The following is a 25,432-nucleotide window of genomic DNA, read 5'->3' on the forward strand; positions in this document are numbered from 1 at the left end:
TCGTTTGCACATTAAAAGATAACGGAGTCGAAGGTGAGGGTGAGCCAATACCGCCGGAGAGAATCGTCCCATCGCAGTCCTCGCTGGTCGGCCGTCGCGTTTGCTGCGGCGAGCCTGCTGCTGATTCAGCCCGCTGCGCAAGCGGCCGGTTTCGGCGCGCTGCACGTGCGTTCCAGCCTCGGCCAGCCGTTGCAGGCCGAAATCGATCTGACCGGCGTGACGCCCGAAGAGGCGCAAAACCTGGTCGCCAAACTGGCTGCGCCGGACGCTTATTCGCGTGCCGGTCTGACCTACAACCCGATCGTCTCCTCGCTGCGTGCTTCGCTGGAGCGCCAGTCGAATGGCAACTACGTGGTGCGTCTGCGTTCGACCCAGCCCGTCGCCGAGCCGTTCGTTGATGTCCTGGTTGACCTGAACTGGGCGAGCGGCCACGTTTCGCGCGCTTATACGTTCCTGCTGGACCCGGTAGGCTCCAGCAATACCGCGCAGAATTTTGCGCCGACGCCGGTGGTGCAGGCCACAACGCCGGGCGCCGCTGAATCGGCGCCGGGTGCTTCGACCGCGCAGCCGCAAGCTGCAGCCTCGACTGCAGCCGCGCCGGCACCAACACGCCAGCCCCGCGCTGCTCGCCAAGCTGTGCGTGCCCAGCAAGCGGCTCCTGCTGCTACCGCACCGGACGCTACACCCGGTGGTTCGTACACCGTGCAGCGCGGCGATAGTCTGTATGACGTGGCATCGACGGCTGCTCAAGGTCAAGACGCCGTGTCGCTCGACCAGATGCTGTTGGCCCTGTATCGGAACAATCCCAACGCTTTCATTGGTGGCAACATCAACCGGCTGCGTACCGGCTCGGTGCTGAAAGTGCCGTCGCAGGCCGAAGCGCAGAAAACGCCTGCGCGCGAGGCACGCCGCGAAGTCATTGCGCAGACGTCTGGCTTTGCCGGCTATCGCAACCGCCTCGCAACGGCGGCTGAAGCCAACGCAGCCACGGATACCGACTCCGCCCGCCAGCAGAGCGGCAGCGTGTCGGCCCGTGTGCAGGATCAAGCCACGCCTGCTGCCAGCGGCCGCGACGAGCTGCGTCTGTCCAAGGCTGACCGTACCGGCAAGGCCGGCTCGGCTGCTGCCCGTGATGAGGAACTCGTCGCCAAGGAGCGCGCGCTCAAGGAAATGGAATCACGCGTTGCACAGTTGGAGAAGAATCTCTCTGACATGCAGCGCCTGGTTGAATTGAAGAACGCTGAACTGGCCAAGGCTGCCAGCGCTGCCAAACCGGCTGCTGGTGCTGCGCCATCGACGGCCGCTCCGGCAGTGGCGGCGGCCAACGCGCCGGCTCCCGCGCCGTCCGCAGCGTCTACGTCTGCCCCGGCCCCTGCTGCGGCTGCGCCGGCAGAAACGGCCGCTGCTGCTCCGGCTTCGTCGGTAACGGCTGCTGCGGCGGCTTCCGCGCCGGAAGCCGCATCAGCGCCGGTGGCGGCAGCCTCGGCGCCGCAAGCGGCTGCCAGCGCACCGATTGCTGCTGCGTCGGCTCCTGCTGCCGCGCCGAAGAAGACGCCGGTGGTTGTGGCTCCGCCGCCGATTCAAGAAGAATCGTTCCTCTCGTCGCTGCTGGGCAACCCGATGGCCCTGGGCCTGGGCGGCTTGGTGGTCGCCTTGCTGGGGGGGCTGGTTGTGTATCGCCGTCGCCAGCAGAAGCCTGAGCAGGCACATGGCTTCCAGGACAGCCTTCTGTCGCAGGAAAGCACTGTGATGGCGGGCGCCAACTCGCTGTTTGGCGCAGCCGGTGGTCAAAGCGTCGACACCTCGCAGCACAGCGTGTTCGGTGCGGATTTCCGCATTGGCGGCGGCAACGAGAGCAATGAAGTCGACCCGATTGCCGAGGCCGATGTCTATATCGCCTACGGGCGCGACGTACAAGCCGAAGAAATCCTGCGCGAGGCCCTGGAGCAGCATCCGGAGCGCCAAGCCATTCGCCTGAAGTTGATGGAAATTTACGCCAATCGTCAGGACGCCCATGGCTTCCAGACCATTGCTGAAGAGATGCTGGCGCAAGTCGGCGCGGCCTCGTCGGAATGGGCAGAGGCTGCTGCGATGGGCCGCAAGTTCGATCCGGCTAATCCGCTGTATTTGACGGTGCAGGGTGACGGAAGCCATCCGGGTGCCGAAGCGCATGCAGAGCCGAGCCACGCTGGCGCCGCAGTGGCAGGTGCCGCTGCCCTGGCCGGTGTGGGCGCCGCGGTGGCTGCCGAGGCCTTCAGCCCGACAGTGACGGGTCAGACCACCCGCCGCGGGGACGACTGGACCACGCTGTCTCCGGATCTGGACCTGTCCTCGCCGTCGACCAAGGCACCGCAGCTGGCCGATTTCGATCTGCCGCTGGAGTCGTTCCCGGCGCCAGCAGCAGGCGAGCCGATCACCGCGCCGGAAGAAGCATCGGACATCTTCAGGGTGCATGCCGAACCAGAAACGGATCTGCCGCAGTTCAACGCGCACGCTGGCGAGGCTTATCAGCCCGTCGCCGCGCCCCCGCTGCATATGGATCTGTCGGACTTGTCGCTGGATCTGAACCCGACGCCGCCTGCCGCAGAAACGGCTGTTCCGGCAGCTCCGGTTGCCGCGGAGGAAAGCCTGCCGAGCTGGGCCCAGCCGACCGACCTGTCGCAGGCTCCGATGCACTTCGAGTCCGAGCCGCATCACGCAGAGCACGCCGAGGTCGCGAACGATGAGCCGCAATCGGCCATCCGTCTGGACACCAACCTGCCGCACACGCTGTCCGGCGAGCATGGTGCCGATGGGGTGCGCGATCTGCAGATCAAGTTCGATCTGGCCAAGGCCTACATCGAGATCGGCGACAAGGAAGGCGCACGCGAATTGCTGCAGGAAGTGCTGGACCTGGGCGATCCGTCGTTCCACGCAGAGGCGCAAGCCTTGATGCGCCAGATCGGCTGACGCAACGCGTTTTACGCCATCGACAGCGCCGGCAGGGTGGTATCCTGCCGGCGTTTTTCTTTCCGCACGAGGATTCACACGGCATGACGCGCATCGCGCTTGGCATTCAGTACGACGGTGCCGCGTTTTCGGGTTGGCAATCGCAGCCGCATGGCAACACCGTGCAGGACGCGCTGGAGGCGGCACTGCGGCAGTTTGCCGGCGTGGCGCTGCAGACCACGGTGGCCGGCCGCACCGATGCGGGTGTGCATGCGCTGGGCCAGGTCGTCCACCTGGATACCGACCTCGTGCGCGAGCCGTTCTCGTGGGTGCGCGGCACCAACGCCTTTCTGCCGCCCACGGTGGCCGTGCGATGGGCGCAGGAGATGCCGGAGGATTTCCACGCGCGCTTCTCCGCGCATCGCCGCACGTATTACTACGCGCTGACCTTCGGTCCGACGCGCGCACCGTTGCTCGAAGACAAGGCCGGCTACGTGATGCTCCCGCCGGGCCAATCCCTTGACGTGGCAGCCATGAACGAGGCCGCGCAGGTACTGGTCGGTGAACACGATTTCTCGTCGTTCCGCGCGGCCGAATGCCAAGCCAAGTCGCCCGTCAAAACGATGTACTCGATCGAGGTGCGAGGCGAGGGCGAATGGGTATTCGTGCGCATTCGCGGCAGCGCGTTCCTGCACCACATGGTGCGCAACATCATGGGGTGCCTGGTGGCGATCGGGCGCGGCCGGCAGCCCGCGTCATGGATGCGCGATGTGCTGGCTGCCCGCAGCCGCGTAGCCGCCGCCCCGACTTTCATGCCCGACGGGTTGTATCTGGCCGAGGTCGGCTATCCTGATGCCTTCTCGTTGCCGGCATCTCCGGCATCGTCCAGCCTGTTTCGTGGCGTGTTCGACGAACACGCAGGCCCGTGAATTCCGCTTCCACCATGCCGTTGCACCGTACCCGTATCAAGCTGTGTGGCCTGACCCAGCCGGCCGACGTCGACCACGCCGTCGAGCTCGGCGCCGATGCGATCGGGCTCGTCTTCTATCCGCCCAGCCCGCGTTACGTCGCCGTTGAACGTGCGGCAGAGCTGGCCCGCCGTGCTGGTCCGTTCGTCACCGTGACAGGCCTGTTCGTCAACGCCAGCGCGGACGACGTGGCGCGCGTGCTCGACCAAGTGGCGCTTACGCTGCTTCAGTTCCACGGCGACGAGCCGGCAGAGCGGTGCGTCGAGATTGCCGGAAAGGTGGGGCTGCCGTGGCTGCGTGCCCTACGTGTTCAGCCCGGGGCCGATTTGGTAGAATTCGCCGATCGGTTTGCTGCTGCCCAAGGCCTGCTGCTCGACGCATTTGTTGAGGGCTATGGCGGTGGCGGCCACGTATTCGACTGGACCCTCATTCCTCCGCAATGGCTCCCGCAATCGCCATCCTTGCCAACCACAAGCGCCGCTCCTCGGCTCGTTTTGAGTGGTGGGTTGAGCGCGCAAAACGTCGCTGGCGCGATTGAACGCGTGCGGCCGTACGCTGTTGACGTCAGCAGCGGGATCGAGGCCGCACGGGGCGTGAAAGACCACGCCCGGATGACCGCATTTGTGCGTGCGGTCCGCGAGGCCGATGCAGCCCTGGGCGCATCGGTTCAGGCCTGAGCCGATCTGGCAGGTTTCTCGCGACGTACGCCTTCCGGAATATCTCTGCCGACAGGTCTTCACCCTGACCTCGGCGGATGCCTCGAGAGATTGCCATGTACAACCTTCCCGACGCCCACGGCCATTTCGGCCCCTACGGCGGCACCTTCGTTGCGGAAACGCTGTCCCACGCGCTCGATGAATTGCGCGACGCCTACGCGCGCTACCAGCACGATCCGGAATTCATCAGGGAATACGAATACGAGCTGAAGCATTTCGTCGGCCGCCCGTCGCCCATCTATCACGCACGCCGCCTGACCGAACACTGCGGCGGCGCGCAGATCTACCTCAAGCGCGAAGACCTGAACCACACCGGCGCGCACAAGGTGAACAACGTGATCGGCCAAGCGCTGCTGGCACGCCGCATGGGCAAGCCACGCGTGATTGCTGAAACTGGTGCCGGCCAGCACGGTGTGGCGACCGCCACGATTGCTGCGCGCTACGGCATGGAATGCGTCGTCTACATGGGCAGTGAAGACGTGCGCCGCCAGGCCGCCAACGTCTATCGCATGAAGCTGCTGGGCGCGACCGTGGTGCCGGTGGAGTCGGGCTCGCGCACGCTCAAGGACGCGCTGAACGAAGCGATGCGCGACTGGGTGACCAACGTGGCTGACACCTTCTACATCATCGGCACGGTGGCGGGCCCGCATCCGTACCCGATGATGGTGCGCGACTTCCAGGCCGTGATCGGCGAGGAATGCAAAGTGCAGATGCCTGAGATGATCGGGCGCCAGCCGGACGCCATCATCGCCTGCGTGGGCGGCGGCTCCAACGCCATGGGCATCTTCTACCCGTACATCGACCATGCCGACGTGAAGCTGATCGGCGTGGAAGCGGCGGGGGAGGGCATCGAGACCGGCCGTCACGCTGCGTCGCTCACGGGGGGCTCACCGGGCGTGCTGCACGGCAACCGCACCTATCTGCTGCAGGATGAGGACGGCCAGATCATCGAGACGCATTCGATCTCGGCCGGGCTCGATTATCCGGGCGTCGGCCCGGAACACGCGTGGTTGAAAGATGTGAAGCGCGCGGAATACGTCGGCATTACCGACAAGGAAGCGCTGCAGTCCTTTCACGACCTGTGTCGCATGGAGGGCATTATCCCGGCGCTGGAATCGAGCCATGCGCTGGCGTATGCGTGCAAGCTGGCGCCGACGCTGCCGAAGGACAAGATCCTGCTGGTGAACCTGTCCGGCCGCGGCGACAAGGATATGCATACCGTCGCCGAATTCTCCGGCATCCAACTCTAACGGCACTGGCACACGCATGACCGAGCGCGCCATCGACGGCATCTTCAACGAGGACTGCATTACCGGGGTCGAGCATCTGGCCGACGGCAGTGTGGACCTCGTCATCGCAGATCCGCCGTACGGGCTGGGCAAGGATTACGGCAACGACTCCGACAAGCTGTCGGGCGATGCCTACCTTGCCTGGTCCGAACGCTGGATCGATGCGGTGCGGCCGAAGCTGGCGCGCAACGGATCGCTCTACCTGTTCTGCACGTGGCAATACGCGCCGGAACTGTTCGTCATGCTCAAGCGACGCCTCACGATGGTCAACGAGATCATCTGGGACCGCCGCGTGCCCAGCATGGGGGGCAGCACGCGCAAGTTCTCGTCGGTGCACGACAACATCGGCTTTTTTGCTGCTTCGCGCGATTACTACTTCGACGTCGATGCCGTGCGCATTCCGTACGACGCCGAGACGAAGAAAGCGCGCAGCCGCAAGCGTTTTGAGGGCAAGAAGTGGCTGGAAGTCGGCTACAACCCGAAGGACGTGTGGAGCGTATCGCGCCTGCACCGGCAAGACCCGGAGCGCGCTGAGCATCCAACACAGAAGCCACTGGAACTGGTGGAACGCATGATCCTGGCAAGCTGCCCGCCGGGCGGCCTAGTGCTGGACCCGTTCCTGGGTAGCGGCACCACGGCTGCGGCCTGTGCGCGGCTTGGACGCCGCTTCGCCGGCTTCGAGATCAACGCTGATTATTGCCGCGTGGCGCGCGAGCGTGTGGCTGCCGTGCATGCCGCCGCCGAATTTGCCGCCCAACCGACTGAATCTCTGGCGCCCGACACCATCAAGGTCGCCTGACACACTGATCCCGCTATGTCCCGCATTGCTCAAACTTTTTCGCAGTTGTCCGCACAGGGTCGCAAGGGCCTGATTCCGTTCATCACGGCGGGCGATCCGTACCCTGAGATGACCGTCGACCTGATGCACGCGCTGGTCAAGGGCGGCTCCAACGTCATCGAACTGGGCGTACCGTTCTCAGACCCGATGGCCGACGGCCCTGTCATCCAGCGTGCGTCAGAGCGCGCATTGGCTAACAAAGTTGGCCTGCGCACGGTGCTGGAATACGTGCGCGCATTCCGCACCACAGATTCAACGACGCCCGTGGTGCTCATGGGCTACGCCAACCCGATCGAGCGCATGGGCGTGGAGGCCTTTGCGAAGGCTGCATCCGAAGCCGGCGTGGACGGCGTGCTCGTGGTCGACTATCCGCCCGAAGAGTGCGAGGCCTTTGCCAAGACCATGCGCGCCGCCGGCATTGATCCGATCTTCCTGCTGGCGCCCACGTCTACCGAGGCGCGCATCGCGCAGATTGCCCGCGTGGCGAGTGGCTACATCTACTACGTGTCGCTCAAGGGTGTGACCGGCGCGGCCACAATCGACCTCGACGCGGTGGCCGCGCGCATCCCGCAAATCCGCCAGCACGCGCGGCTGCCGGTGGGTGTCGGTTTCGGCATCCGTGATGCGGCAACAGCACGTGCGATCAGCGGCGTGGCCGATGCGGTGGTCATCGGATCCCGCATTGTGCAATTGCTTGAAGAAGCACCTCGCGAACAAGCGGTACAATACTTGACTGATTTCATCGCGGAGATTCGCCAGGCGCTCGACGCCTGATCTCGGCGACATTGCATTCAAGGAGCACGCATGAGCTGGCTGGACAAACTGCTTCCGCCCAAGATCCAACAGACCGATCCGTCGCAACGCAAGGGCATTCCGGAAGGCCTCTGGGTCAAATGCCCGGCCTGCGAGTCGGTGCTGTACCGTACCGACGTCGAAGCCAACCTGCACGTCTGCCCGAAGTGCGACCACCATATGCGCATTGGCGCGCGTGCCCGTCTGGACGCGCTGCTGGACGCCGAAGGCCGCTATGAGCTGGGCCAGGAGATCCTCCCGGTCGACGCGCTCAAGTTCAAGGACAGCAAAAAGTACCCCGACCGCATCAAGGCGGCCATGGATAACACCGGCGAGACCGATGCCATGGTCGTGATGGGCGGCGCCATCCATGCGCTGCCGGTGGTGGTGGCGTGCTTCGAGTTCGAGTTCATGACGGGCTCGATGGGCTCGGTGGTGGGCGAGCGTTTCGCGCGTGGCGCGCAGATGGCGCTGGAACAGAAGGTGCCGTTCATCTGCGTGACGGCGTCGGGCGGCGCGCGCATGCAGGAAAGCCTGCTGTCGCTCATGCAAATGGCCAAGACTACTGCGATGGTCCAGAAGCTGGCGCAAGCCAAGCTGCCGTTCATCAGCGTGCTGACCGATCCCACCACGGGCGGTGTGTCCGCCAGCTTCGCATTCATGGGCGACGTGGTGATCGCCGAGCCCAAGGCAATGATCGGCTTTGCCGGCCCGCGCGTGATCGAGCAGACCGTGCGCGAGAAACTGCCGGAAGGCTTCCAGCGCGCTGAGTTCCTGTTGACGAAGGGCGCCATCGACATGATTGTCGATCGTCGCAACATGCGCCGCGAGATCGCCGAGCTCCTGGCGCTCCTGCAGAAGCAACCGGCCGACGCACTGGCCTGATGCAGCACATCTGTTGAACCGAAGCGCGGGCGTGAGTCCGCGCTTCTTGTTTTTGCGCGGCCCATTTCCTGAAGCCGCGCCACCTATTTCGCATGCCTACATTCAACACGCTGCCCGACTGGCTCGCCCACCTGGAAACCGCACACCCGGTTGGCATCGACATGGGCTTGGCCCGCATCAGTCGCGTGCGCGATGCGCTCGGGCTGGAATTCAAGTCAGTCGTCTTCACGGTGGGCGGCACCAATGGCAAGGGCTCGACCTGCGTGATGCTGGAGGCGATCCTGCTGGCGGCCGGCTACAAGGTGGCTTGCCATACTTCGCCGCACCTGATCGACTTTAACGAGCGTGCTCGCGTGAATGGCGAGATCGCCACAGACGCGATGTTGCTGCCGCACTTCGAAGCGGTGGAGCGTGCACGCTGCAGCTTTCCCGAGCCCGTCAGCCTGACCTACTTCGAATTCACCACACTGGCGATCATGCATCTGTTCGCCAATGCGGGTCTTGATGCGGTGATCCTGGAAGTCGGCCTGGGCGGCCGGTTGGATGCGGTCAACATTGTCGATACCGATTGCGCCATCATCACCAGCGTCGATCTCGATCACATGGCCTACCTGGGCGATACCCGCGAGGCGATCGGTTTTGAGAAAGCCGGCATCTTCCGCGCAGGCAAGCCGGCGATCTGCTCTGACCCAGTGCCGCCGATTTCCCTGGTCAAGCACGCTGAGGCCATTGGTGCGGATCTTTGGCTGATCGGCCGTGATTTCAACTTCCAGGGTGACAAGCAGCAGTGGGGCTTCAGCGGGCGCGGGCGCCGTTGGCCGAGCCTGGGCTATCCGGCATTGCGCGGGGCAAACCAGTTGCTGAACGCTTCGGCGGCGCTGGCTGCGCTGGAATCGGTGCGCGACCGGTTGCCGATCTCTGCGCAGGACGTGCGTCTGGGGTTGTCGCAGGTGTTGCTGCCGGGGCGCTTCCAGGTTCTGCCGGGGCGTCCGTCCGTCATCTTGGACGTCGCACACAACCCGCACGCGTCGGCCGCGCTGGGCCAGAACCTCGAAAACATGGGCTTCTACCGTTACACCTACGCGGTGTTCGGTGCGATGCAGGACAAAGATATCGCCGGTGTACTCGCGCACATGCTCGACAAGGTCGACCACTGGTGCCTGACCGACTTGCCGACGCCGCGCGCCGCGAGTGCGGCAAGCTTGGCGCAGGCGCTGACCGACGCCGGTTTCCGCGCAGGCAAGGAATCGAGCGTGAGCACATTCAGCGATCCTGCCACAGCCTATCGCAACGCCATGGAGCGGGCCACCGAGGATGATAGAATCGTGGTCTTCGGATCGTTCTACACCGTTGCCGGCGTGCTGGCGGAGCGCAAGAGTCGCGCGCACTAAAACCGGGGCCCTCATGGGACTGTTTTCCATTTTCTCCTCCCGCAAGAACGCTGAAGGCGAACGCACTCGCGGCGCAGCCGCCGGCAGCGCTGCCGATGTGGCTCGCGATGCGGTGCGTGGTTCGCGCGCATCGTCGAATGCTCGCAGCCGCGCCTCCCGTCGCACCGACGATGACGACGACGGTCTTGATCCCGAACTTCCGCAAAAGCAACGCGCTCGCCGTCGGCTGATCGGCGCCTTGGTGCTGGTGGGCGCCGCCGTGATCGTGTTGCCCCTCGTGTTTGATGCCAAGCCGCGCCCCGTGACCGATGCCGTGGCCGTGCAGATCCAGGATCAGCCGGTCGATCGTGGTGCCAAGGCCTCGGCCGATGAGCCGAAGGTCGCCAGCCGGCGTTCCGCGTCCCGTCCTGCAACCTCGTCGGCGGATCAGGTGCAGGCGCTTGACCAGGGCGAAGAGATTGTCGCAAGCAACGACGCGCCGCCAGCGGCTCAGAACCCGCAGCCTGCAGCCAAGCCCGCGACACCGCCCAAGCCTGTCGCCAATCTGGCGCCCCCTGCTGAATCCAAGCCCGCAACGAAACCCGCCCAACCGGCCGCCCAGCCCGCACAGCAAGCGGCTGCACCGAGCACCGATGCCAGCGGCGGCAAGTTCATTCTCCTGATCGGCGCGTTCGCTTCCGAGGACCGCGCCCGAAATTGGCTGGGCAAGCTCAAGGGCGAGAAGATCCCCGGTTACATCGAACACAAGAAGGTGCCTGAGAAGGGCGATCTGGCCTTGCTGCGAGCGGGTCCGTTCAACGATCGTGCATCCGCCGAAGCGGCGCAGAAGCGTGCCGAGCAGATTGGCCTGACGCCGAAACTCGTGCAGCAATGACAATGCGGCCGAACGTGTACGCAGCGCGCTCGCCAGATTTGCTGATTCGTCACGCCGCATTCCGCCTCAGTCCATCCAAGCCGCTGCCAGATGCAACCGACTTTCTTTGACTACGGCGTGCTGTTCATCATCGTCACGTCGGCGCTGATTGGGTTGTTTCGGGGGCTGATCCGCGAGGTGCTGGCGTTGCTCGGGTGGTTGTTTGCCGCATGGGTGGCGTACACGTTTTCAGGCGTGGCGGCGGGCTGGATGCCGGAATCGCTGCCCGGTGGGCCGGTCGCACGCACCATTCTCGGTTTCGTCCTACTGTTTATCGTGACGGTGATTGCAACTTCGCTGGTGGGTGCGCTGCTTTCGGCAGCGCTGGCGAGCGCGGGGCTCAAACCGGCTGATCGCGGTCTGGGTATGGTGTTCGGGCTGGCGCGCGGTGGCGTGATCATCCTCGTGTTGATAACGGTGGCCGGCTTTACCAGCCTGCCTGAGCAGCCGTTCTGGCGCGATGCGATTACGCGGCCCTATGCGGAGCAGGCAGCGCAAGCGGCCAAGCCACTGTTGCCCCCGGATGTCGCGAAGTATGTTCACTATTGATCTGGGGCGTCTGGCCACAAGCTAGGCAATCCGGGAAGCTTTTTCGGCGCCCGCAACGGGTGTGGGCGCCACCAAATACGTTCTCGCTGGAGTTCGACATGTGCGGTATCGTTGGGGTGGTCTCAGCCACGCCCGTCAATCAGCTGATCTACGACAGTCTGTTGCTCCTGCAACACCGGGGGCAAGACGCGGCGGGCATTGCCACCGCGTCAGGCAGCACTTTCCACATGCACAAGGCCAATGGCATGGTGCGTGACGTGTTCCGCACGCGCAACATGCGCGGCCTGCCGGGCACGAGCGGCATCGGTCAAGTGCGCTACCCGACGGCAGGTTCCTCCAGCGAGGAAGAGGCCCAACCGTTCTATGTCAACGCGCCATTCGGCATCGTGCTCGCACACAACGGCAACCTGACGAACTCCGATCAGTTGCGCGATGAGATGTTCCGGCGTGATCGCCGCCACATCAACACGCAGTCCGACTCCGAAGTGCTGCTGAATGTGCTGGCCGACGAGCTGCAACGCGCCAGCAACGACATCCCCCTGAATCGCGATTCCATCTTCACGGCGGTGGAAGGCCTGCACCGCCGCGTGCGCGGTTCGTATGCCATCGCTGCCGAGATTTCCGGCTACGGCGTGCTGGCGGTGCGTGACCCGTTCGGCATCCGTCCGCTCGCGCTGGGCAGCCAGGAGACGCCGGAGGGCGGCATCGAATACATGGTGGCGTCGGAATCCGTGGCGCTGGAAGGCATCGGCTTCAAGTTCGAGCGCGATGTGGCCCCCGGCGAAGCCATCTTCATCGACCTCGAGGGCAAGCTGCACACCAAGCAGTGCGCCGCGAACCCGGTGCTTTCGCCGTGTATTTTTGAATACGTGTACCTCGCCCGTCCGGATTCGCGCATGGATGGTGTGTCGGTGTACGATGCGCGCCTGCGCATGGGCGATTACCTGGCCGAAAAGATCAAGCGCGAGGTGACCGACAAGATCGACGTGGTGATGCCGATCCCGGATTCGTCGCGTCCGGCTGCAATGCAAGTGGCCAACCACCTGGGCGTGCCGTATCGCGAAGGTTTCTTCAAGAACCGCTACGTGGGCCGCACCTTCATCATGCCGGGGCAGGCGGTGCGCAAGAAGTCCGTGCGCCAGAAGCTCAACGCGATGGCGATCGAGTTCAAGGACAAGAACGTGCTGATCGTCGATGACTCCATCGTGCGGGGCACGACGTCGTCAGAGATCGTGCAGATGGCGCGCGATGCCGGCGCGAAGAGGGTGATCTTCGCTTCTGCCGCGCCGCCGGTGAAGTTCCCGAACGTGTACGGTATCGACATGCCGACGCGCGGCGAACTGGTGGCTTATGGCCGCACGCACGAAGAGATTGCCAAGATCATCGGCGCAGACCAGCTTGTGTATCAGGACGTGGAAGACATGAAGCGCGCCGTGCGCGATGTCAATCCGGCGCTGAAGGATTTCGATGCGTCATGCTTTGACGGTAAGTACGTGACCGGCGACATTGACGAGGCGTACCTCGATCGCCTGGAGGCCGCGCGCAACAGCTCTGCCAAAGCCGATCGTGAGAATGCGCAGAACGATGATCCGCGTACGCAATTGCATCTGCAGCGCTCCGCCGTGAACGAGTGAGTCTCGAACGCAGCAAAAGAAAAGCCCGTCATCGCGACGGGCTTTTTTGTTGGCTGTTCGGGCCGCACCTTACTTGAGCATGCGACGACGCAGCAGCCACAGGCACAGCAGCAACGCGCCAACGGCGTACAGCAGCAGCACGCCGAGGTGCAGCAGGATGTTGTCGGGCGTGCGGCCCAGCATGAGCGGGCGGATCAGATCCACTGCATGTGGCAACGGCAGGACGCTCGTCGCCGCGCGCACGGGCGCCGGCAGTTGCGACAGTGGGAAGAACACGCCCGAGAGCAGCATCATCGGCGTGATCACCAGCGTCTGGTAGAACATGAAGAAGTCGTAGTTGGGCGCAAGCGCCGTCATGTTCATCGCGAGGCAGGCAAAGGTGAAGCCGGTCAGCACGATGACGGGCAGGGCCAGCAGTGCCTGCGGCATCGACGCATATCCGAGCGCGCCTGCCACCAGCATGATCGCCAGGCCTGACAACACCGACTTGCTGGCGGCCCAGAACAGCTCACCGAGGACCACGTCGCCCAGGCTGAGCGGCGCGTACAGAATTGCTTCCCACGTACGTTGCACGTGCATGCGCGAGAACGCGGAGTACATCGCTTCGAAGCTCGCCGACATCATCGTGCTGGACGCCACCGTGCCGGCGGCCAGGAATGCAATGTACGACACGCCGTCGACGCGCCCGACCAGCAGGCCCAGGCCGAGCCCGAGGCCGAACAGGTAGATCATCGGGTCGGCCAGGTTGCCGGCCATCGACGGAATGGCCAGCTTGCGCCACACCATGAAGTTGCGCAGCCAGACGTACTGCCAGTTGCGAAAGTTCAGTGGCAGCAGCGGCTGCGGAAAAGCCTGGTTGTGCGTTGGAGTGAGTGCGGTTTCAGTGGACATGGGTGATTCCCTCAGTCGCGCATTTCGCGGCCGGTCAGGCGCAGGAACACATCTTCGAGATTGGCCGGGCGGTGCAGGTAGCGCAGCCCCGGCATGGTGTGCGTTTCTGCCTGCGTGCGCAGCGCGGCCACCAGCGGCTGGGGGTCGCGTGCGTAGCAGAAGAGCGTCTCGCCACTGGTTTCGACGCGATCCGCCAGCGGCGTGAGCAGCGTGCGCAGGGCGTTGAGGTCGTCGCCATAGACTTCAACCACATCGCAGCCGATTTCGCGCGCGATGAGTTCTTGTGGCTTGCCTTGCGCGATCTTCCGGCCGTTGTCGATCACGCAAAGCTCATCGCACAGGCGCTCGGCTTCTTCCATGAAATGCGTGGTCAGCAAGATGGTCTTGCCCGCTGCGAGCAATGAGCGCAGGCGCTCCCAGATCAGGTGTCGCGCTTGCGGGTCGAGCCCCGTGGTGGGCTCGTCCATGACGAGGATGTCAGGATCGTTGATCAGCGCGCGGGCTACCGTCAGCCGCCGCTTCATGCCGCCCGAGAGCGCGCGTACAGGCGCATCGGCTTTCTGTTCGAGCCGCGCGAACTCCAGCAGGGTAGGGATGCGCTCGCGGATGGTGGCGGACGACAGGCCAAAGTAGCGTCCAAAGATGCGCAGGTTTTCCGAGACGGAGAAATCAGGATCGAGATTGTCGAACTGCGGCACCACGCCCACGCGCATGCGTGCACGATGCGCGGCTTCGGGGACGGGCTCGTCGCACAGTCTCAGGCTGCCTGCATCGGGCATCGTCATGCCGAGCAGCATGCGCAGCGTGGTGGTTTTGCCGGCGCCGTTGGGGCCGAGCAGGCCAAAGCACTGGCCGCGCCGAACGCTGAAGCTCAGGTTGTCGACGACAGTCTGGTCGCCGTAACGTTTGCGCAGGCCTTCGACGCTGAGGATCGGTGTGCTGCTCACGCCAAAACCTTCTTGCTCGTATCGCACATTGCCTCCGTTGCAAAACGCCGATTATGCGCCGGCATTCGCATATGCGTATGAGGGGAATGTGCCATGGCATTGCGCCGCTCTCAGGCAACAAAAAGGGCCAGGCGACATGCCTGGCCCGAGCTTGCAGCGCGCGCATCGCTGCGCGCTCTGGCGGGGGTTACTTGGTGACGGCGTTACCGACCACGCCACCCAGTGCCGCACCACCCAGCGTGGCGCCCGGACCGCCCCAGATGGCCGCCCCGGCGACACCACCTGCGGCTGCGCCTAGCGCAGTATTGCGCTGCTTTGGCGTCATGTCCGCGCACCCGCTGACGGATGCCAATGCGGCCGCCAGAATCAAGGATACGAAGGCACGCATAACAAACTCCTTTTGTCGTCTGTGTACCTTCATTCAAGAGCATGCACGCCGCTATGTGCAGGGCAGGCTGCCTGAAACGCTTGTCAGCCGATTCCCACACCTTCAGCGCAGCTTCTGAGGGCAAAGTTCCCGCGAGTCATCAGGCCTTGGCAGGCTTCTGCTGACGCGCGTATTGGAATTCCGGCAGCGCCTTGATTGCATCTTTGGTCGCGCCAGGCAGCACGATCCTGCCCTGGTCGTACTGGAACTGATTCACAGGAATGGCAACGTCATGACGGCCCACGCCCACGAAGCCGCCTGCACCGACGATGGCGAACGAAACGGCGTTCTCCGGCGTCACGATCAAGTCCTGCACATTGCCGACCTTCTCCTTGGCCTCGTTGTAGACCGGCTTGCCGAGCACCTGCTTCTTCACGCTCACGCCCTTGATGACGGCATCGAGTTCGGTAACGGTTACCCCCAGCGCAGCGTGGCCAGCGACTTGCGCGAAAGCCTGCGGTGTGGCGGCAATGGAAGCGGTGGCGATCAGGGCAGCGGCGAGACGTTTCATCGTGACTCCGTGGTTTGGTGAAGGATGCGTTCGACTCTAACGCGCACATGGCTGGCACCGCAGGCGAAGGCGTCCGAAACACCTGTAGGACAAACGCGTGAGGTCAAGGAAATCGGTGGCGCGCGCAGCTACACTGAAACGCCCGGCACATGCTGGACGTATTTTCCGATCTCACGAGGGAGTAACCGACATGATGACTCTGGAGCAACTCGGCGTTCTGCAACGATCGCAGCTCGAAACCTGGATGGCCGTCACGGAAGAGGCCGTGAACGGCGTCAATCGCTTGATCGGGCTCAATCTGCAGGCCATCAAGACCGGTCTCGGCGAGACGGAACACTGCCTGCACGACGCCGCTGGCGCGCAGGACGCCGGCGAATGGTGGAACGCACAAGCGCGCTACCTTCAACCGGCCGGCGAACGCGTTTCCGGCTATACGCGCAACTTTGTTGAGATCGGCGTCGAGACGCAAAACGGAATCGCCCGCGCTTTGCAGCAACACGGTGACGAAGTGCGCCGCCAATGGGGCTTCGTCGCGGAAAATTTTGTGGACGCCGCGCCTCCTGGCGCCGAGGCGGCCGTGAATTTCTTCAAAGCATCGGTCGGCTTGGAAGTGGCCGCCGCAGAGGCGGCGGAAGACGCCGGTGCGAGCCGAATTCTGGGCCCAAGTGACGTAGCCGCCAAGGACGGCACTGCACACTGAGCCTCCTCTGTACGGGTGAGAAGCGTCGGCGTGGGCCGACAGTCATTTCGGTACAGTCCTACAAAACGGCGCGGGCGGAGGTCGATACTCCGCCCGTGCGCGCATCTCTACACTTCCTACATGCCTATCAACATGTGGGAGGTTGTCATGCCCTATCTCGTTGCGTGGCTCTTGGGTGTTCCCGCGCTTGTGTTGCTGGTGATCTGGCTCTTCGTGCATTGACACGGAGCTGGGCCTATCCAATACGAACCGGAGGACACATGACTTTCCGAGACGACTGCAAAATCGAGGTATCTGCCTATGAACTCTCGCCGCAAGCGTGGCGCGCCGAAGTAAGCATCCTGCGCGTCAGCAACGGTGAGACCCTCTTAGCCCGTACAACCGTGCGCGAATCGGCGAATACGTATCCGAGCGCCGCCAGCGCGCTCGAGGCTGCGCGAGCGTATGCCGAAGCGATGATCGCCTCCGGCGAGTTCGACTGCAGTCCCGCGCTGGACTGACGGGGCGAGCCGTATGTGCGATGTGGCGTTACGTTCTGTTACTAATTCGCCAGCGCCGTATCACCTGTGTCAGCGGCCCTGAATACAATACAGATACCGTATTCCGCGCCGGCTACGGACCCGCTCGGCGCTCTAGCTGCAGGTGATGAAGATGATTCGACGCAATGTGCTGTGGATTGCAGGTGCGGCCGCGCTGGCAGTGCTGGCCATGCCGCAGATGGCGTCGGCGCACGTGAGCGTCGGCATCGGGTTTGGCGTGCCGGTGGCGCCTGTGTATGTGGCTCCTGCGCCGGTCTATTATCCGCCGCCGCCTCCGGTCTACTACGCGCCACCGCCGCCTCCGGCGTATTACGCCCCGGCGCCTGTGTATTACGGTCCGCCGGTTTACGGCCCGGCACCTGTTGTGGTGGGCGCTGGCTGGTACCGTTGGGGCCCGCGTTATCGCTGGTACGACGGCCGTCACTGGGGCCACTGGCGTTAAGCGGCGCACTCGCCAAGAGAAAGGCTCCTTCGGGAGCTTTTTTCTTGGGCGGCACGTGCCACCATGGCACGGTATCTGCGTCGATCCGAATGACGGGTAAGCGCGTTTCCAGCCCCGTGAAAAGGCGGCGCCGTGCAGAACTGGCAGCTCGCTTACTGGGTCGAAATGACGTCCGCGTGAAAGACGCGGACGCGTGTGTCACAGCGGCGCACGTCATGTTTGCAGTGTCTTGACCGAAGGAGTCCTCATGCAAGTCACCACGCAACGTTTTGCAACGCGCACCTTGGTTGCAGCCGCAAGCGGCTTGGCCTTGGCGCTAGGCGCGGCGGTCGCGCACGCCGGCTCGATCGATCCGTATCAGGCCACCCACAAGGTGAGCAGCGCCGATCCTTATACCGATGGGGCAAAGGTCAGCCGTGCTGATCCCTACACCGATGGCGCAAAAATGGGCCGCACCGACCCCTATACCGATGGGGCGAAGATGGGGCGCGTCGATCCGTACACCGATGGCGCCTGCAGCGGCCGTCAGCCATAAACTGAGAGCGGCAGGGTTGCTGCCGCATCGCAACATCAAGCCCGGGCGATACCCGGGCTTTTTCTTTGTGCATCTTTCTGACGCATGCCGCGTGTTAACGTTGGCTCGCAAGAGACTCGGGAAACGCTGGCATACGGCGCAGGCGGAACGATACTCAACGATACTGAAGCGCAGGAATGTATCGGCTCTTTTGCGTCATTGGTGCAGGATCATGCTGCGAAAGCGATCGATGCCGATGGCATACTTTTGCCTGATACGAGCTTTACGCAGCCTTTGCGCCTTTGCATTACAAACCACCAAGGAGAACGTCATGAAAACGAAACCGTGCCTGTGCCAGGACGATGTCACCAAGATCCTGGACGCTGCCGAGAAAGAAGCGCGCGCGCACCAATGGAACGTGACGATCGCCGTGGTGGACGATGGCGGCCATCTGATGGGCCTGCGCCGCATGGACGGCTGCGCCACCATCTCGGCGTACATCGCTCCGGAAAAGGCGCGTACTGCAGCACTGGGCCGTCGCGAGTCGAAGATCTACGAAGACATCATCAACAACGGTCGCATCTCGTTCCTGTCGGCGCCACATCTGCAGGGCATGCTCGAAGGCGGTGTGCCGGTGATGGTGGAGGGCGTGTGTGCCGGTGCGGTGGGTGTGTCGGGCGTGAAGTCCACGGAAGATGTGGTGATCGCCAAGGCGGGCATTGCGGCTGTGAACGTGATCTGCTGATACGCAATCACGCTAGACGAATCAGCAAAGGGAAGGGCGCGGCAATGGTCGCGCCTTTTTCTTTGGGCGCGCGATGCAGGAAAAGAACGGCGTGGCTGGCGGTCGTCTGGCCATGCGAAACGGCAATGCGAAATGACGACGGCTGGCTAGGGCCGAATGTCTCCTGAGAGAGACGTCCCCACAAAAGCCGGTGCGTGTTGCGGTGTTACTTGGTCAGAATCAGCTTGCCGAAGCGCGTCACGCGCAGCGTGTAGATCGCGCCGTTGTGGCGGATGGCCACGGCGTTCTGACCGGCAAAGAGTTGTTCGGAAGTCATCACCCGCGTGTCGCCGATGGTGGCGGGAATATCCCGAACGGCTTCGGATGCTGTTGATGCGGCGGATGTTTCGGGCGCGGCATCCAGATCAGCGGGGCGCTTGCGGGCCACGATGACGTGACGACGGCGGGTCACGGTACGTCCTGCATCTTGATGTTCGGCAACATTCATAGCGATGTCCTAGCGAGCGAGAAACGAGGCTGAAGCGTTGGCTGGCAAAGTATTTCCAGCGGATTCCAGATAGATTAAATGAGAAGCGTTATCATTACAAGAGCGGTCTGGCGATGTGCTGATCTGTGCCCGAAAAACAAAAAACCGGGCGCGTGGCCCGGTTGCGTCTAGGTTCGGAAGCGACGAACCCTCGTGTGAAGGCGGGTCCGTTGGCCACCGTGATGCGTGGCGCCTTAGTGCTGCGGCTCCGTCACGAAGCCAATGCGCGAAAGGCCGCCGCGCTGGATGGAGGCCATCACCTGCGCCACGCGCTCGTAGCGCACGTTGCGGTCAGCGCGCAGGTGCATTTCCGGCTGTGGTTGCTGCTGCGCAGCCTGCGCGATGTCCGCTTGCAGCGTCGCCTCGTCAACGGGCTGGTTGTTCCAGAACACTTGGCCGTCTGCGTTGATTTCGACGTTCACGCTTTGTGGCTTGGCGTCGTCGGGTTTGTTGGATGCGCGCGGCAGGTCGATCTTCACCGCGTGGTTGATCACCGGAATGGTGATGATGAAGATGATCAGCAGCACCAGCATGACGTCGACCAGCGGCGTCATGTTGATCTCGCTCATCACCTCGTCGTCGCTGTCGAAAGATCCGAAAGACATGGTCTCTCCTTACTGCTGCTTGACCGCCGCCAGACGCACGCCGGCTTCATCGCGCGAAGCGCCCGGGCGCAGGCGCGCGCCGGTCACGAAGTAGGCATGCAGGTCGTGCGCAAAGCGGTTGAGCTTGGCGATGATGGCTTTGTTGCCGCGCGTGAGCGCGTTGTAGCCGAGCACCGCCGGAATGGCGACGGCCAGACCGAAGGCGGTCATGATGAGCGATTCACCCACCGGGCCGGCCACCTTGTCGATGGTCGGCACGCCCACGGCACCGATGCCGAGCAGGGCGTGATAAATGCCCCACACCGTGCCGAACAGGCCGACGAACGGTGCAGTGGAGCCGACCGATGCCAGCACGGCCAAGCCCGATTGCATCTGGCCCACCGATTCGTCGATGGCGCTTTTGAGCGAGCGCGTGATCCAGTCGGAGATGTCCATCACATCGTGCAGCTGCGGCTGGCTGGCGCGATGGTGCTGTGCGGCCTCGCGGCCGGTTTGCGCCAACATGTGGAACGGGTTGTCCTTGGCTGAGCCCAGCGTCTGCATGGCGTGATCGAAATCATCCGAGTGCCAGAAACGCTTTTCAGCGCCTTGCGCCATCGACTTCAGACGCACGATGTCCCACGCCTTGGTAAAGATGACGATCCACGAGGCGAGCGACATGATGAGCAGCAGAATCGCCGTGGCGCGGGTGACGATATCGCCTTGTGTCCAGAGGTGGGAAAGACCGAGTTCCTGCATGATGAATGTCCTGAATTGAGCGAGAGGCTAAGCGAGAAGCGGAATCGAATTAGTTATCGAGCTTGAAGACGAACGGCTTGCTGGCCACCACGGGCACGGCGTGGCCGTTCTGCTTGTAAGGGCTGCACTTGATGGCACGCGCGGCATCGGTGGCGGCGCGGTCCAGGCGCGGCGAGCCGGAGGACGAGGTGACCGTCACGTTGGTGACTTCACCCGCCGTGCCAATGGAAATCTTGACCATGGCGCGGCCTTCTTCGCCCATCTTCTGCGACATGCTGGGATAGACGAGTGGCGGATCGCTGCATTGGATGTCGTTGATACCGATGCTGATCGGGCCGGACGAAACCGGTGCCGGTGCGGGCGCGGGTTCTGGGGCCGGTGCCGGCGGCGTGGGCGGAGCGGCGGGCACCACGGGGGCGTTGTCCGACGGCGGCAGCGTGGGTGTCGGCATCGGCGTGGGCTTGGGTTGCGCGACCGGCTTGACGATGTTGACGGGCTTGGGCGCCTCTTGCTTGACCGGCTGCTGCTTGGGCGGCTCCGGCTGCTTGATCGGCTCAGGCGCGGCCGGAATGATGTGCGCCTGGATTTCCAGCGGTTCTTCGACAGGCGGGCGCGGGGCGATCAGGCCGAGCTGGATCAGCATCAGCACGCCTGCGTGCAGCAACAGCACGACCACCAGAATCTTGAGAGTACGAGGGTGAATCATCAACGACCGGGAATCGAAAGCAGAAAAAGGAATGCAATGCGATGGTGGTGGGATGAACAGCGAAAGCGGCGCAGCGTCAGCGCTTGCCGAAAACGATCAATGAAACCCCAATGCTGATGAGCAGACTCAGGAGCAATTCCATGGCGCCTAGCGTTGATGCCAGCGGGGTCGCCGCCAGCGTGACAGGTATTGTAGGCCTGCAAGTGCAACAGTGTTGCGACAACCGAGCACAGTTTTGCGTTCAATCTATTGTGCCGATAGTCAAAGTATAAACGATAATGATTCCTATTTGCGCGCAAATTCCCTCTCTTTTGTGGGGTGAGGCTCACGTCCAGACGGCTGATGGCGAGAAACTGCCTGTGCAGGCGGTGGGCCATTCAAGACGCCTCGGGCTCGCAACTTGCAAACACACGGGTCCACCCGGGGTACGCTGTGTGCGCAAACGCGCTAGGATGAAAATCATTCAAACACGGTGACCGGCCGGCCAACCGTGAAACGGGGAAGAAGGGGGCGACCATGGATGAAGCCAACCTCAACATGGACGACGCTGACGACGATGGCACGTTCGTCCCCACGGGCGGTAGGCAGCCGCAGGCGCTGCTGTTGTCGTCGCTGGATTCCATGTGCGCGCAATTTGCGCTGCGCACGGTCTGTGCGATGGGACTGCGCTTCAACCTGCGCACCAATATCAACGACATTCTCACCGTTTGCGCGCCGGAGCTGATCTGGCCCGTCACGGTCATCCAGCGGCTGCAGCGCTTTCTGTCTGCACGCTGCGCCGACATGCCGGGCTGGCGCGCGGTCGGCAAGCTCGACCTGCCCACCTTCATGGACCGCCACGGCCAGTGGAGCAGCGCCTTCGATGAAGGCTCGCTCTTCTATTACCTGGACGAGTACGTCAAGCATCACGCCAAGGACATGTTCACCGTGTTCGGCGCGTCGTGCGATGCCCTGGGCGAGCGGCTCTCCAGTGAACGTGTCCTGCTCGTCGGCAACATAGACATGCTGGCCCGCGTGCTCGGCCTGCCGCCACACGAGCGCGCTCTGCTGTTGTTTGCCTCTCTGGTGAAATACAAGCGCGACCTGCGCGCCGTGATGGTCGACTGCAAGGTCGCGCACAGCCAGGAAGCGTTCCAGCTGCTCGCCAGCCTGGCGGGGGCGAGCACGTCCGAAGTTGCTGCGTCATTGCGGCCCGGTTCGCGGCTGGAGACGCTGGGTCTGATTGAGCCGCCCCTGCCCGAGAACAGCGTTACCGACCTGGGCGATCTGATGCGCATCTCCGACCGCCTGCTGCACGTGCTGCTGGGTGACTACGCCAGCGAGGCGGACATGATGGCCGTCTTCACGCGGCCTGCGCCGCCGACTACGCTGTCGCAGTCCGATTACCCGCATGTGGAAACCGATGCGCGCTACCTGACCGCGCTCTTGGAGAACGCGTCGCTGCAGCGCGCCTCGGGCGTCAACATCCTGCTATACGGCGCGCCTGGTACCGGCAAGACGGAACTGGCCCGCGTGCTGGCGCGCGATGCCGGTTGCGAACTGTACGAAGTGGATTGCCTCGACAAGGACGGCAACAGCCTCACGGGCAAAGACCGCTATCGCTCGCTGCAGGTGTCGCAGGCGTTCCTGCGCGGGCGGCCCGGCGCTGTACTGCTGTTCGACGAGGTGGAAGACGTATTCCCCGGCCCGACGCGTGAGCTGATGAGCCTCTTCGGCCACGAAGAGCCGCGTGGCTCCGTCAACGGCAAGGCGTGGGTGAACCAGACGCTGGAGCAGAACCCCGTGCCGGTGATCTGGGTGTCGAATTCCATCCGCCAGATCGACCCTGCGTACCTGCGCCGCTTCCAGTTCCACCTTGAGCTGAAGGTGCCACCGCCGACAGTACGCGAGAGCATCATCCGCAAGCACCTGGAGGGGCTGGAGGTGTCGGACGCGTTCATGGCCAAGCTGGCGGCGCGCAAGACGCTTACGCCTGCGCAGATCGATTCCGCCGCACGCTTTGCACGCCTGACGCAGCCGGCAATGGAAGAGCCCGCCGAATCACTGATCGAGCGTCAGCTTGACCACGCCGATCAGGCGATGGGCTTGCGGCCGGACGTGCAGGCGCATCGCGTCGTGACCGAATACAAGCTGGACTATCTGAACCTGGAGACACGGTTTTCTGTCGAGCGCATCATCGAAGCGCTGCGCGCGCGGCGACGCGGCACCCTGTGCTTCTATGGGCCGCCGGGCACGGGCAAGACGGTGCTGGCCGAACACATCGCGGCGCAGCTCGATATGCCGTTGATGATTCGCCGTGCGTCGGACTTGATGAGCAAGTACGTTGGCGAAACCGAGCAGCAGATCGCGGCGATGTTTTCGCGAGCCGAAGAGGAACGCGCACTGCTTCTGCTCGACGAGGCGGACAGTTTCATGCAGAGCCGCCAGGGCGCGGTGCGCAATTACGAAGTGTCAGAAGTCAACGAGATGCTGCAGGGCATGGAGCGCTTTGACGGCATCTTTGTCTGTACGACCAACTTGTTTGATCGGATTGACGAGGCGGCGCTGCGGCGGTTTGCGTTCAAGATCCGCTTCAAGCCACTGGTGCGTGCGCAGCGCGAGCAGATGTTCATTGCTGAGGCGCTGGGCGGCAAGCCCGAGGCGCTCAAGCCTGTGTGGCGCGAGATGTTGGCGTCGCTCGACATGCTCACGCCGGGCGACTTTGCGGTGGTCAAGCAGCAGTCTTTGCTGTTGGGCGAGACGCTTGACCCTGAGTCCTTCCTCGCACAACTGCGGCAGGAGCATTCGATCAAGCCGGAACTGCGCGAGCGGCGTTCCATCGGATTCACACCGCGCTGACGCTTAATGCACATCAAGCGCATGCAGGCGCATCTCCGCTAACGTGGTCGGCTGGATAGATCTTCAGCCGCTCCGATGCCGACCGCCCCCACGCTGTTCTACGAACGCATGCCGCCCGCCGGCGTGGTGTTCGGCTGCCTGCTGCCAGTGCCGTGGGTCGGCGCGGCGGCCGGTCTCCTGCTGGCGCTGGGGCCGTCTGGGGGTTTGCCTGACCGATTTGCTTCGCTGTCGCTCGCGCTGGTTCATGCCTTGGCCGTGGGAATGCTCTTGCCGGCGATGCTCGGTGCGCTGTTTCAATTGCTTCCCGTGGTGGCCGGCGTGCCTGTGCGTGGCGCGAGATGGGTGTCGCCGTGGGTGGCCTTGTCGTGCGTAGCAACGGCATCTGCACTGGCAACGGGTTTCCTGGGCGCTGGACATCGCGCGTTCGTGCTGGCTGCATGGTTGGGGGCGCCGCTGCTGGCGGTGCCCGCCGCGTTGATCATCCTGGCTGGCATGCAGGTGGTGCAGACGCGCGCTACGCACGCCACGGTGCGAACACTGCGCCGCATCGGCTGGGCCCTGTTGGCAACGCTGGCGAGCGGTGCGACGCTTGCCACGGCATTGGCTAGCGGACGGTTCGCGCCATCGCCCGTGCTGTTGAACCTGCACGTCGGTTGGGGCCTCGGGGGCTGGCTGGCAACGTTGGTCGCGGGCGTGGCGTCAACGGTGTTGCCGATGTTCTGGCAGACGCGGCGCTTGCCGGAACCTTGGCATCGGCTGATGCCGTGGTGGCTGTGGGCGCCTCTGATCGTTGGCACTCTGTGGGGCGTCGGGAGTGGCGCGGTGCTTTGGCAGACGTGGGGGTGGCTCGCCCTGGCAGCGCTGGCGATGGTGGGCGTGCATGCTGTGCGTAGCGCGCGTCGTCGGCACGATCCGGGCTGGCGGCTGTGGCTGGTTGCTGCCGTCGCCTGGCTGGTGGTTGCCGTGCTGGGGTTGACCGCGTCCTGGCTGCCGGCAGACTGGCCCATCGCGTGGGAGATGGGCGTGCTGGCCCTCGTGGGCGGAGGCGTGCTGCCTGTCAATGCGATGCTCGGGAAGATCATCCCGTTCATGATCTGGATGCACCTGCGCAGGCGGGTGCCGCGGCATGTGCGGCTGCCGGCCATGCAAACGTTGATCGGCGAGCGGCAACAGCATTGGCATGCTCGTCTGCTACTGCTCGTATTGCTGGCGTTGTTGCTGGTGCCGTTGCAGCCTGAACGCATGGCGGTGATCGCCGGCGTGCTGTTCGCGCTGTCGCACGTGTGGCTGGGTGCGATGCTGTGCCGGGCGCTGCTGACGTTTCGCAGTGTCTCGCGAGCGTTTGCGCCCGGTTGACGGAACGCAAAACCACATTGGCGGACAAGTCGCAGACTGGCCGC

27 protein-coding genes are annotated in these 25,432 nt (G+C 63.8%); 18 read left to right on the top strand and 9 right to left on the bottom strand.

Features of this window, described 5'->3' with window-relative positions; genetic code table 11:
- Positions 1-33: 33 nt before the first annotated feature.
- The 11 genes from tapV to purF all read left to right on the top strand — a co-directional run bounded on the left by tapV (position 34) and on the right by purF (position 12,903).
- Entirely contained in the window at positions 34-2,949 is a 2,916-nt protein-coding gene (gene tapV, locus M1D44_RS05100) for a FimV/HubP family polar landmark-like protein TapV (RefSeq protein ID WP_316854299.1), read from the top strand.
- Positions 2,950-3,032: 83 nt separating this feature from the next.
- A complete protein-coding gene (truA, locus tag M1D44_RS05105) occupies positions 3,033-3,857 on the top strand; it encodes a tRNA pseudouridine(38-40) synthase TruA (protein WP_024975351.1) in 825 nt (274 codons plus the stop codon).
- Entirely contained in the window at positions 3,854-4,573 is a 720-nt protein-coding gene (locus M1D44_RS05110; protein WP_316854297.1) for a phosphoribosylanthranilate isomerase, read from the top strand. Before truA ends, M1D44_RS05110 begins: the two co-directional genes overlap by 4 nt.
- A 95-nt stretch (positions 4,574-4,668) precedes the next feature.
- On the top strand, positions 4,669-5,862 hold the full coding sequence (gene trpB / locus M1D44_RS05115) for a tryptophan synthase subunit beta (RefSeq protein WP_024975353.1): 1,194 nt from the start codon (positions 4,669-4,671) through the stop codon (positions 5,860-5,862).
- Positions 5,863-5,878: 16 nt separating this feature from the next.
- Complete coding sequence (locus M1D44_RS05120) at positions 5,879-6,700, top strand: DNA-methyltransferase (protein ID WP_024975354.1); 822 nt, start codon at positions 5,879-5,881, stop codon at positions 6,698-6,700.
- 15 nt (positions 6,701-6,715) lie between these two features.
- Positions 6,716-7,513: a tryptophan synthase subunit alpha gene (gene trpA / locus M1D44_RS05125; protein ID WP_024975355.1), complete on the top strand. Its 798-nt coding sequence runs from the start codon at positions 6,716-6,718 to the stop codon at positions 7,511-7,513.
- A 30-nt stretch (positions 7,514-7,543) separates the two neighbouring features.
- Complete coding sequence (accD, locus tag M1D44_RS05130; protein WP_024975356.1) at positions 7,544-8,416, top strand: acetyl-CoA carboxylase, carboxyltransferase subunit beta; 873 nt, start codon at positions 7,544-7,546, stop codon at positions 8,414-8,416.
- A gap of 92 nt (positions 8,417-8,508) precedes the next feature.
- Positions 8,509-9,807 carry a bifunctional tetrahydrofolate synthase/dihydrofolate synthase gene (gene folC, locus M1D44_RS05135; protein ID WP_316854296.1) on the top strand — a complete coding sequence of 433 codons (1,299 nt, stop codon included), beginning with the start codon at positions 8,509-8,511 and terminating at the stop codon, positions 9,805-9,807.
- A gap of 13 nt (positions 9,808-9,820) precedes the next feature.
- On the top strand, positions 9,821-10,681 hold the full coding sequence (locus M1D44_RS05140) for an SPOR domain-containing protein (RefSeq protein WP_316854295.1): 861 nt from the start codon (positions 9,821-9,823) through the stop codon (positions 10,679-10,681).
- A gap of 90 nt (positions 10,682-10,771) precedes the next feature.
- Positions 10,772-11,269 carry a CvpA family protein gene (locus M1D44_RS05145; protein WP_112184405.1) on the top strand — a complete coding sequence of 166 codons (498 nt, stop codon included), beginning with the start codon at positions 10,772-10,774 and terminating at the stop codon, positions 11,267-11,269.
- 98 nt (positions 11,270-11,367) lie between these two features.
- Positions 11,368-12,903, top strand: coding sequence for an amidophosphoribosyltransferase (gene purF, locus M1D44_RS05150; protein WP_024975360.1), 1,536 nt, complete (start codon positions 11,368-11,370; stop codon positions 12,901-12,903).
- Between the two features lie 69 nt (positions 12,904-12,972).
- Here purF and M1D44_RS05155 read toward each other — a convergent pair whose 3' ends face one another.
- The 4 genes from M1D44_RS05155 to M1D44_RS05170 all read right to left on the bottom strand — a co-directional run bounded on the left by M1D44_RS05155 (position 12,973) and on the right by M1D44_RS05170 (position 15,679).
- Positions 12,973-13,794, bottom strand: a complete 822-nt coding sequence (locus tag M1D44_RS05155; RefSeq protein ID WP_024975361.1) for an ABC transporter permease — start codon at positions 13,792-13,794, stop codon at positions 12,973-12,975.
- A gap of 11 nt (positions 13,795-13,805) precedes the next feature.
- On the bottom strand, positions 13,806-14,768 hold the full coding sequence (nodI, locus tag M1D44_RS05160) for a nodulation factor ABC transporter ATP-binding protein NodI (protein WP_024975362.1): 963 nt from the start codon (positions 14,766-14,768) through the stop codon (positions 13,806-13,808).
- 160 nt (positions 14,769-14,928) lie between these two features.
- Positions 14,929-15,129, bottom strand: a complete 201-nt coding sequence (locus M1D44_RS05165) for a glycine zipper 2TM domain-containing protein (RefSeq protein WP_004634401.1) — start codon at positions 15,127-15,129, stop codon at positions 14,929-14,931.
- A 139-nt stretch (positions 15,130-15,268) separates the two neighbouring features.
- Positions 15,269-15,679 (bottom strand): PRC-barrel domain-containing protein, encoded by a 411-nt coding sequence (locus M1D44_RS05170; RefSeq protein ID WP_024975363.1) that lies wholly within the window; start codon positions 15,677-15,679, stop codon positions 15,269-15,271.
- Positions 15,680-15,869: 190 nt separating this feature from the next.
- On the opposite strand from M1D44_RS05170, the gene M1D44_RS05175 reads away from it, so the two are divergent.
- The 5 genes from M1D44_RS05175 (at position 15,870) to M1D44_RS05195 (ending at position 18,619) form a co-directional block, all read left to right on the top strand.
- The gene (locus tag M1D44_RS05175; protein ID WP_024975364.1) at positions 15,870-16,379 is read left to right on the top strand and encodes a phasin family protein; all 510 of its coding nucleotides are present in this window, start codon (positions 15,870-15,872) and stop codon (positions 16,377-16,379) included.
- Between the two features lie 260 nt (positions 16,380-16,639).
- Positions 16,640-16,879 (top strand): hypothetical protein, encoded by a 240-nt coding sequence (locus M1D44_RS05180; protein ID WP_024975365.1) that lies wholly within the window; start codon positions 16,640-16,642, stop codon positions 16,877-16,879.
- Positions 16,880-17,024: 145 nt separating this feature from the next.
- On the top strand, positions 17,025-17,360 hold the full coding sequence (locus M1D44_RS05185; protein WP_037031542.1) for a hypothetical protein: 336 nt from the start codon (positions 17,025-17,027) through the stop codon (positions 17,358-17,360).
- Positions 17,361-17,607: 247 nt separating this feature from the next.
- A complete protein-coding gene (locus M1D44_RS05190) occupies positions 17,608-17,895 on the top strand; it encodes a hypothetical protein (RefSeq protein WP_024975367.1) in 288 nt (95 codons plus the stop codon).
- Positions 17,896-18,205: 310 nt separating this feature from the next.
- Positions 18,206-18,619, top strand: a complete 414-nt coding sequence (locus tag M1D44_RS05195; RefSeq protein ID WP_024972523.1) for a GlcG/HbpS family heme-binding protein — start codon at positions 18,206-18,208, stop codon at positions 18,617-18,619.
- Positions 18,620-18,824: 205 nt separating this feature from the next.
- Here M1D44_RS05195 and hemP read toward each other — a convergent pair whose 3' ends face one another.
- From hemP to M1D44_RS05220, 5 genes are all read right to left on the bottom strand, one after another.
- Positions 18,825-19,106 carry a hemin uptake protein HemP gene (gene hemP / locus M1D44_RS05200; RefSeq protein ID WP_024975368.1) on the bottom strand — a complete coding sequence of 94 codons (282 nt, stop codon included), beginning with the start codon at positions 19,104-19,106 and terminating at the stop codon, positions 18,825-18,827.
- Between the two features lie 233 nt (positions 19,107-19,339).
- Entirely contained in the window at positions 19,340-19,750 is a 411-nt protein-coding gene (locus tag M1D44_RS05205; RefSeq protein WP_024975369.1) for an ExbD/TolR family protein, read from the bottom strand.
- Between the two features lie 9 nt (positions 19,751-19,759).
- Complete coding sequence (locus M1D44_RS05210) at positions 19,760-20,488, bottom strand: MotA/TolQ/ExbB proton channel family protein (protein WP_024975370.1); 729 nt, start codon at positions 20,486-20,488, stop codon at positions 19,760-19,762.
- A gap of 49 nt (positions 20,489-20,537) precedes the next feature.
- A complete protein-coding gene (locus M1D44_RS05215; protein ID WP_316854294.1) occupies positions 20,538-21,194 on the bottom strand; it encodes an energy transducer TonB in 657 nt (218 codons plus the stop codon).
- Positions 21,194-21,571, bottom strand: coding sequence for a hypothetical protein (locus tag M1D44_RS05220; protein ID WP_316854293.1), 378 nt, complete (start codon positions 21,569-21,571; stop codon positions 21,194-21,196). The genes M1D44_RS05215 and M1D44_RS05220 overlap by 1 nt, the downstream gene beginning before the upstream one ends.
- Before the next feature lie 139 nt (positions 21,572-21,710).
- On the opposite strand from M1D44_RS05220, the gene M1D44_RS05225 reads away from it, so the two are divergent.
- A complete protein-coding gene (locus M1D44_RS05225; protein ID WP_024975372.1) occupies positions 21,711-24,032 on the top strand; it encodes an AAA family ATPase in 2,322 nt (773 codons plus the stop codon).
- 75 nt (positions 24,033-24,107) lie between these two features.
- Positions 24,108-25,388 (top strand): hypothetical protein, encoded by a 1,281-nt coding sequence (locus M1D44_RS05230; protein WP_112184415.1) that lies wholly within the window; start codon positions 24,108-24,110, stop codon positions 25,386-25,388.
- Positions 25,389-25,432 lie beyond the last annotated feature (44 nt).

The organism is Ralstonia sp. SA306 (assembly GCF_054792405.1).

Coding starts and splice junctions, on each gene's coding strand:
- truA (WP_024975351.1), top strand. CDS start 3,033: ATGACGCGCATCGCGCTTGGCATTCAGTACGACGGTGCCGCGTTTTCG.
- trpB (WP_024975353.1), top strand. CDS start 4,669: ATGTACAACCTTCCCGACGCCCACGGCCATTTCGGCCCCTACGGCGGC.
- M1D44_RS05120 (WP_024975354.1), top strand. CDS start 5,879: ATGACCGAGCGCGCCATCGACGGCATCTTCAACGAGGACTGCATTACC.
- trpA (WP_024975355.1), top strand. CDS start 6,716: ATGTCCCGCATTGCTCAAACTTTTTCGCAGTTGTCCGCACAGGGTCGC.
- accD (WP_024975356.1), top strand. CDS start 7,544: ATGAGCTGGCTGGACAAACTGCTTCCGCCCAAGATCCAACAGACCGAT.
- folC (WP_316854296.1), top strand. CDS start 8,509: ATGCCTACATTCAACACGCTGCCCGACTGGCTCGCCCACCTGGAAACC.
- M1D44_RS05140 (WP_316854295.1), top strand. CDS start 9,821: ATGGGACTGTTTTCCATTTTCTCCTCCCGCAAGAACGCTGAAGGCGAA.
- M1D44_RS05145 (WP_112184405.1), top strand. CDS start 10,772: ATGCAACCGACTTTCTTTGACTACGGCGTGCTGTTCATCATCGTCACG.
- purF (WP_024975360.1), top strand. CDS start 11,368: ATGTGCGGTATCGTTGGGGTGGTCTCAGCCACGCCCGTCAATCAGCTG.
- M1D44_RS05155 (WP_024975361.1), bottom strand. CDS start 13,794: ATGTCCACTGAAACCGCACTCACTCCAACGCACAACCAGGCTTTTCCG.
- M1D44_RS05165 (WP_004634401.1), bottom strand. CDS start 15,129: ATGCGTGCCTTCGTATCCTTGATTCTGGCGGCCGCATTGGCATCCGTC.
- M1D44_RS05170 (WP_024975363.1), bottom strand. CDS start 15,679: ATGAAACGTCTCGCCGCTGCCCTGATCGCCACCGCTTCCATTGCCGCC.
- M1D44_RS05175 (WP_024975364.1), top strand. CDS start 15,870: ATGATGACTCTGGAGCAACTCGGCGTTCTGCAACGATCGCAGCTCGAA.
- M1D44_RS05180 (WP_024975365.1), top strand. CDS start 16,640: ATGACTTTCCGAGACGACTGCAAAATCGAGGTATCTGCCTATGAACTC.
- M1D44_RS05185 (WP_037031542.1), top strand. CDS start 17,025: ATGAAGATGATTCGACGCAATGTGCTGTGGATTGCAGGTGCGGCCGCG.
- M1D44_RS05190 (WP_024975367.1), top strand. CDS start 17,608: ATGCAAGTCACCACGCAACGTTTTGCAACGCGCACCTTGGTTGCAGCC.
- M1D44_RS05195 (WP_024972523.1), top strand. CDS start 18,206: ATGAAAACGAAACCGTGCCTGTGCCAGGACGATGTCACCAAGATCCTG.
- hemP (WP_024975368.1), bottom strand. CDS start 19,106: ATGAATGTTGCCGAACATCAAGATGCAGGACGTACCGTGACCCGCCGT.
- M1D44_RS05205 (WP_024975369.1), bottom strand. CDS start 19,750: ATGTCTTTCGGATCTTTCGACAGCGACGACGAGGTGATGAGCGAGATC.
- M1D44_RS05210 (WP_024975370.1), bottom strand. CDS start 20,488: ATGCAGGAACTCGGTCTTTCCCACCTCTGGACACAAGGCGATATCGTC.
- M1D44_RS05215 (WP_316854294.1), bottom strand. CDS start 21,194: ATGATTCACCCTCGTACTCTCAAGATTCTGGTGGTCGTGCTGTTGCTG.
- M1D44_RS05220 (WP_316854293.1), bottom strand. CDS start 21,571: ATGGCCCACCGCCTGCACAGGCAGTTTCTCGCCATCAGCCGTCTGGAC.
- M1D44_RS05225 (WP_024975372.1), top strand. CDS start 21,711: ATGGATGAAGCCAACCTCAACATGGACGACGCTGACGACGATGGCACG.
- M1D44_RS05230 (WP_112184415.1), top strand. CDS start 24,108: ATGCCGACCGCCCCCACGCTGTTCTACGAACGCATGCCGCCCGCCGGC.